Origin of the sequence: Mycobacterium sp. SP-6446 (genome assembly GCF_001954045.1) — a bacterium.
Taxonomy (GTDB): Bacteria; Actinomycetota; Actinomycetes; order Mycobacteriales; family Mycobacteriaceae; genus Mycobacterium.
The window spans coordinates 48,328-58,951 of sequence record NZ_MBEM01000111.1 but is presented as its reverse complement, the minus strand read 5'-3'; the positions used below and the strand labels follow the sequence as shown (position 1 = coordinate 58,951).

11 protein-coding genes are annotated in these 10,624 nt (G+C 70.0%); 7 read left to right on the top strand and 4 right to left on the bottom strand.

Annotated features, from left to right (window positions below; all coding sequences use genetic code 11):
• The coding region (locus A5736_RS09760; protein ID WP_139333228.1) for a L,D-transpeptidase at positions 1-492 on the top strand (492 nt) is incomplete at its 5' end.
• Here the strand turns inward: A5736_RS09760 and A5736_RS09755 are convergent.
• Complete coding sequence (locus A5736_RS09755; protein WP_369805135.1) at positions 476-1,219, bottom strand: SDR family NAD(P)-dependent oxidoreductase; 744 nt, start codon at positions 1,217-1,219, stop codon at positions 476-478. The two genes, A5736_RS09760 and A5736_RS09755, sit on opposite strands and share 17 nt — an antisense overlap.
• Before the next feature lie 173 nt (positions 1,220-1,392).
• On the opposite strand from A5736_RS09755, the gene A5736_RS09745 reads away from it, so the two are divergent.
• The 6 genes from A5736_RS09745 to regX all read left to right on the top strand — a co-directional run bounded on the left by A5736_RS09745 (position 1,393) and on the right by regX (position 7,445).
• Positions 1,393-2,700 carry an ROK family transcriptional regulator gene (locus A5736_RS09745; RefSeq protein WP_076245857.1) on the top strand — a complete coding sequence of 436 codons (1,308 nt, stop codon included), beginning with the start codon at positions 1,393-1,395 and terminating at the stop codon, positions 2,698-2,700.
• A gap of 52 nt (positions 2,701-2,752) precedes the next feature.
• Positions 2,753-4,087 carry a D-inositol-3-phosphate glycosyltransferase gene (gene mshA, locus A5736_RS09740; protein WP_076245855.1) on the top strand — a complete coding sequence of 445 codons (1,335 nt, stop codon included), beginning with the start codon at positions 2,753-2,755 and terminating at the stop codon, positions 4,085-4,087.
• A complete protein-coding gene (locus tag A5736_RS09735; protein WP_076062540.1) occupies positions 4,084-4,593 on the top strand; it encodes a YbjN domain-containing protein in 510 nt (169 codons plus the stop codon). The genes mshA and A5736_RS09735 overlap by 4 nt, the downstream gene beginning before the upstream one ends.
• A gap of 24 nt (positions 4,594-4,617) precedes the next feature.
• Positions 4,618-5,367, top strand: coding sequence for a phosphoglyceromutase (locus A5736_RS09730; protein WP_076123489.1), 750 nt, complete (start codon positions 4,618-4,620; stop codon positions 5,365-5,367).
• A gap of 174 nt (positions 5,368-5,541) precedes the next feature.
• Entirely contained in the window at positions 5,542-6,765 is a 1,224-nt protein-coding gene (locus A5736_RS09725; protein ID WP_139333226.1) for a cell wall metabolism sensor histidine kinase WalK, read from the top strand.
• Positions 6,762-7,445 carry a two-component sensory transduction protein RegX gene (gene regX, locus A5736_RS09720; protein WP_076123491.1) on the top strand — a complete coding sequence of 228 codons (684 nt, stop codon included), beginning with the start codon at positions 6,762-6,764 and terminating at the stop codon, positions 7,443-7,445. Before A5736_RS09725 ends, regX begins: the two co-directional genes overlap by 4 nt.
• A 2-nt stretch (positions 7,446-7,447) precedes the next feature.
• Here regX and A5736_RS09715 read toward each other — a convergent pair whose 3' ends face one another.
• The 3 genes from A5736_RS09715 to A5736_RS09705 are packed head-to-tail and all read right to left on the bottom strand — an operon-like array spanning position 7,448 to position 10,589.
• On the bottom strand, positions 7,448-9,310 hold the full coding sequence (locus A5736_RS09715; protein WP_076245851.1) for a GMC family oxidoreductase N-terminal domain-containing protein: 1,863 nt from the start codon (positions 9,308-9,310) through the stop codon (positions 7,448-7,450).
• Positions 9,307-9,636 carry a hypothetical protein gene (locus A5736_RS09710; protein ID WP_076123493.1) on the bottom strand — a complete coding sequence of 110 codons (330 nt, stop codon included), beginning with the start codon at positions 9,634-9,636 and terminating at the stop codon, positions 9,307-9,309. The genes A5736_RS09715 and A5736_RS09710 overlap by 4 nt, the downstream gene beginning before the upstream one ends.
• On the bottom strand, positions 9,633-10,589 hold the full coding sequence (locus A5736_RS09705) for a hypothetical protein (RefSeq protein WP_076245849.1): 957 nt from the start codon (positions 10,587-10,589) through the stop codon (positions 9,633-9,635). Before A5736_RS09705 ends, A5736_RS09710 begins: the two co-directional genes overlap by 4 nt.
• Positions 10,590-10,624 lie beyond the last annotated feature (35 nt).

Below are 10,624 nucleotides of genomic sequence, written 5' to 3'. Positions count from 1 at the left end.
GACAAGGCGCGCAACGTCACCCGCAACGGCATCCACGTCGTCACCGAGAAGTACGCCGACTTCTACATGTCCAACCCGGCGGCCGGCTACAACCACATCCACGAACGCTGGGCGGTGCGGATCTCCAACAACGGCGAGTTCATCCACGCCAACCCCGCCAGCTCCGGGGCGCAGGGCAACACCAACGTCACCAACGGCTGCATCAACCTGTCCACCGCGGATGCCGAGCAGTACTACGGCAGCGCGATATACGGCGACCCGGTCGAGGTGACGGGAAGCTCGATTCAGCTGTCCTACTCCGACGGCGACATCTGGGACTGGGCCGTCGACTGGGACACCTGGGTGGCGATGTCGGCGCTGCCGCCCCCGACCGCGCATCCGCCGTCGACGCAGATCCCGGTCACCGCACCGGTGACCCCGTCGGATGCCCCCACCCTGTCGGGCACCCCGACGACCACCACCACGTCGGCGCCGGCTAGGCCCGGCGGTTAAACCGCGAGGCGCTGGCCTGATCCCGGGGCCGGATGATGATCTGGTCCAGGTCGACGTGCGACGGCCGGGAGGCCACGAACCCGATCACCTCGGCCACATCGGCGGCCGTTAACGGTGTGATGCCCGAGTAGACGGCGTCCGCGCGCCGCTCGTCGCCGTCGAAGCGGACCAGTGAGAACTCGGTTTCGACCGCTCCCGGCGCGATCTCGGTGAGCCGGACCGGCTTGCCCAGCAGCTCGCCGCGCAGCGTGCGGTGCAGGGCGCCCTGCGCGTGCTTGGCCGCGGTATAGCCGGCCCCGCCGTCGTAGGTTTCCATCGCCGCGATCGAGGTGACGGTGATGATCAGTCCGTCGCCGGACTCGATCAGCTTGGGCAGCAGCGCGCGGGTGACCCGCAGGGTGCCCATCACGTTGGTCTCCCACATCCACCGCCAGTGCTCCAGGTCGGCGTCGCCCACCGGCTCCAGCCCCCGGGCGCCACCGGCGTTGTTGACGAGCACATCGACCCGGCTCAGGCCCTGCGCGAGCGCCGCGACGGCCGCGTCGTCTGTGACATCAGCCACAACGGCGCTACCGCCGATCTCGTCCGCAAGGGCGTTGATCCGGTCGGCCCGACGTGCCACCGCCACGACGTGAAACCCAAGGGCCGCAAGGGTTTTGGCGGTCGCCTCACCGATCCCGGAACTGGCACCGGTGACGACCGCGATCCGATCGCTCGCTGAACTCACCAGGACAACTCTAATAAACGTGCTAAATTTCCCCTGTGCAGTACAGCGTCCTGGTCAACACCGCCACCGCGTGTCTTTGCGCGGCAGGTGCGTGTTGTTGCCGCGCACTTTGCCGCGCCTGACTCCCCGGCGTGGCCGAAGACCGGCCCTCAGTACTCAACCAAAGGACGCTCGTGCGCACGACCAGTCTCACTCACACCCATCATTCGCCCGGCCGCAAAGGCCATCTGCGGTTGCACCGCCAGATCCTGCCGCCGGCCTTGCACATCTCCGACTCGGCGGCGGCGTCCGTCTTCCGCGCGGTGCGGTTGCGCGGGCCCGTCGGACGCGACGTCATCGCCGCGGTCACATCCCTGAGCATCGCGACGGTTAACCGCCAGGTCATCGCGCTGCTCGCGGCCGGCCTGCTGCGGGAGCGTGCCGACCTCGCGGTCTCCGGCGCGATCGGACGCCCGCGGGTGCCCGTCGAGATCAACCATGAGCCGTTCGTGACGCTCGGCATCCACATCGGCGCGCGCACCACCAGCATCGTCGCCACCGATCTCTTCGGCCGCACGCTGGACACCGTCGAGACCCCGACACCGCTCAGCCCGCCCGGACCCGCGCTCGCCTCGCTCGCCGAAAGCGCGACCCGCTACATGAGGCGCTGGCACCGGCGCCGCCTGCTGTGGGTGGGCGTGGCGATCGGTGGCACCGTCGACGGCGCCACCGGCCACGTCGACCACCCGCGGCTGGGCTGGCGGCAAGCGCCGGTCGGATCGGTGCTGGCCGACGCGCTGGGCCTGCCGGTTTCGGTGGCCTCCCACGTCGACGCGATGGCCGGGGCCGAGCTGCTGCTCGGCATGCGGCGGTTCGCGCCGAGCTCGCCGACCAGCCTGTACATCTACGCCCGCGAGACGGTTGGCTATGCGCTGGTGATCGGCGGGCGGGTGCACTGCCCGGCCAGCGGCCCCGGCACCATCGCCGGCCTGCCCGCGTACTCGGAGCTGCTCGGCGGCACCGGGCAGCTGGAATCGACCGTCAGCGACGAGGCCGTGCTGGCCGCCGCCCGCCGGCTTCGGATCCTGCCCACCGCCCCGGTGAACCGCGCGAACGGCGCCGTCACCGCGATGACCGACCTGGTGCGGGTGGCCCGCGCTGGAAACGAGCAGGCCAAAGAGCTGCTCGCGGAACGCGCCCGGGTGCTCGGCGAGGCCGTCGCACTGCTGCGTGACGTGCTCAACCCCGACGAGCTGGTGGTCGGCGGCCAGGGGTTCACCGAGTATCCCGAGGCCATGGGCCAGGTGGAAGAGGCGTTCGCCGCGCGCTCGGTGCTGCCCCCGCGCGATATCCGGGTAACGGCGTTCGGCAACCGGGTCCAGGAGGCCGGGGCCGGGATCGTGTCGCTGGGCGGGCTGTACGCCGATCCGCTGGGCGCGATGCGCCGCGCCGGCGCGCTGGCCGCCCGGGCGGATGTCGAACCGGACGAGTCTTCCGCTTAGCGCGAACAGCGCCCTCGGGTGGGGCCGGGGCCCGTCCTGTAAAGATGACAGTGTGCGGCACGATGACGTCTTCCGGCTGAACGACCCGCGCCGCATTGCGGTGTTGGCGGTCCACACCTCGCCACTGGCCCAGCCGGGAACCGGCGATGCGGGCGGCATGAACGTCTACGTGCTGCAGACGGCGCTGCACCTGGCCCGTCGGGGCATCGAGGTGGAGATCTTCACCCGGGCCACCGCATCCGCCGATCCGCCGGTCGAGCGGGTCGCGCCCGGTGTGCTGGTGCGCAACGTCGTGGCCGGGCCGTTCGAGGGCTTGGATAAATACGACCTGCCCACCCAGCTGTGCGCGTTCGCGGCGGGGGTGCTGCGCGCCGAGGCATCCCACGAACCGGGCCACTACGACATCGTGCATTCGCACTACTGGCTGTCCGGTCAGGTCGGCTGGCTGGCCCGCGACCGCTGGGCGGTTCCGCTGGTGCATACCGCGCACACGCTGGCCGCGGTGAAGAACGCGGCACTGGCCGACGGTGATGCGCCCGAGCCGCCGCTGCGCACGGTGGGGGAGCAGCAGGTGGTCGACGAGGCGGACCGGCTGATCGTCAACACCGATGATGAAGCGAGGCAATTGATTTCGATACACCGCGCCGATCCCGCGAGCATCGACGTGGTGCATCCGGGTGTGGACCTGGACGTGTTCCATCCGGGTGATCGCCGGGCGGCCCGCGCGGCACTGGGGCTCCCGCTCGACGAGGACATCGTGGCCTTCGTCGGCCGGATCCAGCCGCTGAAGGCGCCCGACATCGTGTTGCGGGCCGCCGCCAAACTGCCCGGCGTGCGCATCGTGGTCGCCGGCGGACCGTCGGGGACCGGGCTGGCGTCTCCAGACGGGCTGGTCCGTCTCGCAGACGAATTGGGCATCGCGGCGCGGGTGACATTCCTGCCGCCGCAGTCCCGGGCGAATCTGGCCACCCTGTTCCAGGCCGCCGATCTCGTTGCGGTGCCGAGCTATTCGGAGTCGTTCGGCTTGGTCGCCGTCGAAGCGCAGGCCTGCGGGACGCCGGTCGTGGCGGCCGCGGTCGGCGGATTGCCGGTGGCGGTGCGCGACGGGATCACCGGCACCCTGGTGTCCGGCCACGACGTCGATCGCTGGGCGGCGGCCATCGACGGCCTGCTGCGCCTGCGCGACGAGCCGGCCGGGCGCGCGATGAGCCGCGCCGCCGCGGCCCACGCGGCGACGTTCTCGTGGGAGAACACCACCGACGCGCTGCTGGACAGCTACCGGCGCGCGATCGGCGACTTCGCCGCGGGGCGCCAGCGCCGGGTGCGGGACCGGGTGGCGGCGCGCAAGCCGCGCCGCTGGACCTCGCGGCGCGGGGTGGGCGCGTGAACTCCACTGTGCAGGCGGTGATCGAGCACGCCCTCCAGGCCAGTGGATTGACCTACTCGGAATTCCCTGGGGCACATGGCGGATTGCCGGGCCTGGTGGTCGAGCTGCCCGGCGAGCGCAAGCTCAAGACCAACACCATTCTGAGCATCGGCGAGCACTCGGTGCGCGTCGAGGCGTTCGTGTGCCGCAAGCCCGACGAGAACCACGAGGGCGTCTACCGGTTTTTGCTCAAGCGCAACCGGCGGCTCTACGGGGTGGCCTACACGCTGGACAACGTCGGCGACATCTACCTGGTGGGCCGGATGTCGTTGGCCTCGGTGGACGCCGACGAGATCGACCGGGTGCTCGGACAGGTGCTCGAGGCGGTGGATTCGGACTTTAATACGTTGCTGGAGTTGGGTTTTCGCTCGTCGATCCAAAAGGAGTGGGAGTGGCGAGTGTCGCGCGGTGAGTCGCTGAAGAACCTGCAGGCCTTCGCCCACCTGATCGACGACGAAGACGACTAAAAGCCGCGTGAGAGACTAGCGCCCATGGGTGACACCGCGACCTTGGTGCTGTTGCGCCACGGCGAAAGCGAATGGAACGCGAGCAATCAGTTCACTGGTTGGGTCGACGTCGACCTGACCGCCAAAGGCCGGACCGAGGCGATCCGGAGCGGCGAGCTGCTGGCCGAGCACAACCTGTTGCCCGATGTGCTCTACACCTCGCTGCTGCGTCGCGCGATCACCACCGCGCATCTCGCGCTGGACACCGCCGACCGGCTCTGGATTCCGGTGCGGCGCAGCTGGCGGCTCAACGAGCGCCACTACGGCGCGCTGCAAGGTCTGAACAAGGCCGAGACCCAGGCCCGCTACGGCGAAGAACAGTTCATGGCCTGGCGGCGCAGCTACGACACGCCGCCGCCGCCGATCGAACGGGGCAGCGAGTTCAGCCAGGACACCGACCCCCGCTACGCCGACATCGGCGGCGGTCCGCTGACCGAGTGCCTGGCCGACGTCGTGGCGCGGTTTCTGCCGTATTTCACCGACGTGATCGTCCCGGATCTGCGGACCGGCAAGACCGTGCTGATCGTCGCGCACGGCAACTCGCTGCGCGCCCTGGTCAAACACCTCGATGGGATGTCCGACGAGGAGATCGTCGGGCTGAACATCCCGACCGGCATTCCGCTGCGCTACGACCTGGATGACGCGCTGCGCCCGACGGTGCCCGGCGGTACGTATCTGGACCCCGAGGCGGCGGCAGCCGGTGCCGCCGCGGTAGCCAGCCAAGGCCGTCGCTAGTTTTTGCCCGTTTCTTCGTTGCCCGCGGCTGACGTGCCGATAGTGTGCTTTACGGCCCCGTTTGCCAAACAGGGCGTAAACGGGAGCCGAACACCTGTAGCTCAGGATGTGACTTGTCCGATTTTGGCCTCGCTCCGCTAGGGCGGCGTTAAGGAAGATTTGTAGGATTTCTATGTGACTGTGTTCTCGGCGCTGTTGCTGGCCGGGGTCTTGTCCGTGCTGGCGCTGGCCGCAGGTGTTGCGGTCGGCACCCGGCTGTCGCCTCGGATGGTGCAACGCCGCCAGCGGGTGGCCACAGAATGGACAGGAATCACCGTCGCGCAGATGCTGCAGCGGATCGTGACGCTGATGCCGCTGGGCGTGGCGGTGGTGGATTCCCATCGCGACGTCGTCTATCTCAACGAGCGCGCCACGGAATTGGGTCTGGTGCGGGATCGTCAGCTCGACGACCAGGCCTGGCAGGCGGCGCAGCAGGCGCTGAGTGGTCTCGACGCCGAGTTCGACATGCAGCCCGCCAAACGCCAGAACAACGGCCGCTCCGGGCTCGCGGTGCACGGGCAGGCCCGGCTGCTCAGCCATGAGGACCGCCGGTTCGCCGTGGTCTTCGTTCACGACCAGTCGGACTACGCCCGCATGGAGGCCACGCGGCGCGACTTCGTCGCCAACGTCAGCCACGAGCTCAAGACCCCGGTCGGCGCCATGGCCGTACTTGCGGAGGCCTTGCTGGCTTCGTCGGATGACTCCGACACCGTTCGCCGGTTTGCCGAGAAGGTGCTGATCGAGGCCAACCGGCTGGGCGACATGGTCGCCGAGCTGATCGAGCTGTCCCGGCTGCAGGGCGCCGAGCGGTTGCCCAACGTCACCGAAGTTGACGTCGATACCGTTGTGTCCGAAGCGATTTCACGCCACAAGGTGGCCGCCGACAATGCGCAGATCCAGGTCCGCACCGACGCGCCCAGCGGGTTGCGCGTGCTGGGCGACGAAACCCTGCTGGTGACCGCGCTGGCCAACCTGGTCTCCAATGCGATCGCGTATTCGGCGCCGGGCTCGCCGGTGTCGATCAGTCGCCGCCGCCGCGGGGACAACATCGAGATCGCCGTCACCGACCGGGGCATCGGCATCGCGCTCGAAGACCAGGAACGAGTCTTCGAGCGCTTCTTCCGGGGCGACAAGGCGCGTTCGCGGGCCACCGGCGGCAGCGGGCTAGGGCTGGCCATCGTCAAACACGTCGCGGCCAATCACAACGGCAGCATCGGCGTGTGGAGCAAGCCGGGCACCGGCTCGACGTTCACCTTGTCCATCCCGGCGTATCGGGACGACGACGAACCACCAGAGCAACCGCGGGGCCGTGAGGTGCGGCCCCATCGGTCCCAACGAGAGGAAGAGCTAAGTAGATGACCAGTGTGCTGATCGTCGAAGACGAGGAGTCACTTGCCGATCCGCTGGCATTTCTCCTGCGTAAGGAGGGCTTCGAGGCCACGGTAGTGACCGACGGGCAGGCGGCGCTCGCCGAGTTCGAGCGGGCCGGCGCCGACATCGTGCTGCTCGATTTGATGCTGCCGGGCATCTCCGGCACTGATGTCTGCAAGCAGCTGCGTGCCCGTTCCAGCGTGCCCGTGATCATGGTGACTGCTCGCGACAGCGAGATTGACAAGGTCGTCGGCCTCGAACTGGGCGCCGACGACTATGTGACCAAGCCGTACTCGGCCCGCGAGTTGATCGCCCGGATCCGGGCGGTGCTGCGCCGCGGCGGTGACGACGACTCCGAAATCAGCGACGGCGTGCTGGAATCCGGCCCGGTGCGGATGGATGTCGAGCGGCACGTGGTATCCGTCAACGGTGACACAATCACGTTGCCGCTCAAGGAATTCGACTTGCTGGAATACCTGATGCGCAACAGCGGCCGGGTGCTGACCCGCGGGCAGCTCATCGATCGCGTGTGGGGCGCGGACTACGTCGGTGACACCAAGACGCTCGACGTCCACGTCAAGCGGCTGCGGTCGAAGATCGAGGCCGACCCGGCCAACCCGGTGCACCTGGTGACGGTGCGGGGATTGGGCTACAAGCTCGAGGGCTAGCCCTAGGCGCACACTCGATTACCGACGACCTCGTCGGCGACGGCCAGCGCCAGCGCCATGATCGACACCTGCGGGTTCACCTCCGGGCAGCTGGGCAGGATCGACGCATCGGCCACCCAGACGCCGTCGACTCCGCGCAGCCGTCCGGTCTCGTCGACCGGACACCGTTGCGAATCGGCGCCCGCGGCGGCGGTGCCCGTCGGATGGAACGCGGCAAGGTGCAGGCTCCGGGGGTTGCTGCGCCGCAGCGCGTCCTGCAGCGCGGGCAGCGACGTGACCGTCGTCGCGCCGGGCAAACCCGTCAGCACCTCGACGGCGCCGGCGGCGAACAGCAGCCGCCCCATGGCCTCGACCGCGACCACCACCTTGGCGATGTCGTCCCGGGTGATGTTGTAGCGCACCAGCGTTTCGCCCCGCGCCGAATGCACCGAGCCGACACCGCGATCGGCGATCATGGCGCCGAACGTGGCGACCTGGGGCGCCCGGTCGAGCCACCCGAGCAGCTCGGCGCCATATCCCGGAAAGACCATCGAGCCCATGCCGGGCGGCGTGGACGTCGCTTCAATCAGCACGCCATCCGACTCGTGGAACTCGTGGACGGCGGCGCTCTGCAGCACGCCGTGCCACGCGACCACGTCGTCGTCGAAGCGCCCGGCGAGCATCGTCGCCGGATGCAGCGCAAGGTTACGGCCGAGGCGCGGATGCGCGCCAAGACCGCTGCGCCGCAACAACATTGGTGTCTCGGTGGCCCCGGCGGCGACAATGACGGTGTCCGCAAGGATGTCAACCGCGGTTCCGTCGGGACGACGGGCGCGCACCCCGCGGGCGCGCCCGCCCTCGTGCAGCACGCGCTCGGCGCGCGCGTGCGAGATGATCCGCGCGCCCGCCGCGCAGGCCTGGGGCAGCGCGTTGAGGTGTACACCGAACTTGGCGTTGCGCGGACAACCGATCGCGCACTGGCAACAGCCCTCGCACCCCGGCGCGTTGCGCGGAATGGGCGCCGCCCGCCAGCCCAGCGACGAAGCGGCATCGAGCAGCAGGCGCCCATTGCGGCCCATGATCTGCAGCGGCACCGGCGCGACCCGCAGCGTGTGCTCGACGTCGTCGAGGTGGGCGCCCAGCCGGTCGGGGTCGGCCAGGCCCAGCCCGAATTCGTCGCGCCAGCGCCGCTGCACGGTCAACGGCGGCCGGTAGCAGGTGCCGGAATTCACGACGGTGGTGCCGCCGACCGCCCGCCCGATCGGCAGCACCACGGACGGGCGTCCCAGCGCGACGGTGGCCCCGGCGCCGCGGTACAGCCCGGCGTAGCGATCGATCGGGTGAGTGGAACGGAACTCCTGGACCGTCCAGCGGCGTCCCTCTTCGAGCACCACGGTGTCGATGCCGGCGCGGGCCAGCGTGCGGGCCACCATCGCGCCGCCGGCGCCGGACCCGATGACCACGGCGCCGGTGGTGACGACGGAGGGGCTCTCGGTGGATGGGATGACCGTCAACGGCGCATCGGGGCGCGCCACGTCGTGCCGCTGGGCGCGGGCGAGCAATTCCGGCGCATAGGTGTCGGCGCCGTTGGCCAGCAACACGATTGCCTTCATGGCCTCGACGGCCACGGTCGCATCGGGGTTGAGGGCGGCGACCCGGCGCAGCACCCGATCCCGTTGGTCGGGACCAAGCCGCGCCAGCGATCGGCCGGTGGTCAGGTAGCTCGCCGCCCCCACGGACGCCAGCCCGGCGCGCAGCGCCAGCCGTGACGTCGCCGGCAGCCGCGCGAGGTAGCGGTCGACGCGATCGGCCAGCTGCGCCGGTGGCGGCCCGCCGTGCTCTTCGGGGAGCAACGCGGTGCCGAACGACGCGGCAAGACGGTTCATATCAGACGGCCGAGCCGTCGGCCGAGCTTGATGAAGAACGGGTATGTGGCGAAGATCGCCCCGGCCGCCGCGTGCAGCGGCCAGCGTGCCTCGGCGGTATTCACGCCGAAAACCCCGCTGTTCCACATGAAGTCGCGGCCATTGCGGGCGCGGAACGGTCGCCACAGGATGCCGAGTCCAGGCACGTTGTTGTAGAGCCCGAACGAGCCGCCGAAGAAGACGCCGAGCACGCCGGCCTCGGCGACGTCGCGGCGATCGCTGGGCACGTTGCGTTCGATCAGCACTCCGGCGGCGACCAGCAGCGGCGGGTCAAGCACGAAACTCATTGTGGTGTCCTTTCATTGACGACGGGCGCCTCGGCGCCGCGCAGGCCGACTTCGGCATGTCCGGTTCCGAGTACCGACCAGTGCCGATCGTCGATCTCGACGTGGACGTCGGCCTGCTCGGTGTTGGTGCACACCGCGGTGCCGCCGTCGGGGTCGGTGTAGTGCAGGCTCACGCACTTCTCCGGGGGCTGGTCGACGCGGATCAGCACCCGGCGGCCGCCGATGCGTCCCTCCAACTGCCAGTGCCGCAAGCCGAGCGTGGTCCGCATCCGTAGCGACGGCAAAGGGCTTGCGGGCCAATCCTTTCCGTCAATGCGGAAGCGGACGAACGCCATCGGTGCGAGCCTGCGCAATCCCGGCTTGTGCGAGACCGCGGTGACCGCCTCGAGGATGTCGCCGCCCCCGAGATCGGCGTGGATCCATCCCCAGCGTTTGGCGTTGCCGTGCCCGTAGATGTGGGCGACGCCGCCGCGCCAGCCGTCGACGCGGTGGGCGGCATCGCCGACACTGAGCGAGCCGGTGAAGTCGGCGGCCGGGGCGAGGACCACCTGGGCGCCCGGCAGCAGCTCGCGCTCCCACGCCGCGCGGGGAAACGTCCACAGCGGCGCGCCGTCGTCGCGCCAGCGCAGGTCCCATCCGAGCGATCCCGCGTGCCCGGTCAGCTCGTCGGGCCCCACCCGCGCGCCGGCAGCGGTGAACCAGGCCGTGTCGGTCCCAGGCCGGGCGGGCTCGGGACCGAACCGCTCGGTGCGCGGCGGGCCGTCGGGCGGGAACCAGGTCGCCCAGCCGTGCGCGTAGGGCGCCCGGGGGCCCGGCAGGGGCGCAACCGTCTCGCAGTGGATCCACAGGGCCGCGCGCGTCAGGGGATCCGACAACGTGGCGTACCAGACTTCGAGGCGCCCGGGCTTGCCGCGCCAGCGCGGGAACGCGGCGGATCGCCAGTCGTCGTTCACCGCTTCACCTGCCCGTCGGCTGTATATTGGTTGAG

Excerpts from the sequence above, each read along its gene's own strand:
- regX (WP_076123491.1), top strand. The coding sequence starts at position 6,762 with ATGACCAGTGTGCTGATCGTCGAAGACGAGGAGTCACTTGCCGATCCG.
- A5736_RS09710 (WP_076123493.1), bottom strand. The coding sequence starts at position 9,636 with ATGAGTTTCGTGCTTGACCCGCCGCTGCTGGTCGCCGCCGGAGTGCTG.
- A5736_RS09715 (WP_076245851.1), bottom strand. The coding sequence starts at position 9,310 with ATGAACCGTCTTGCCGCGTCGTTCGGCACCGCGTTGCTCCCCGAAGAG.
- A5736_RS09730 (WP_076123489.1), top strand. The coding sequence starts at position 4,618 with ATGGGTGACACCGCGACCTTGGTGCTGTTGCGCCACGGCGAAAGCGAA.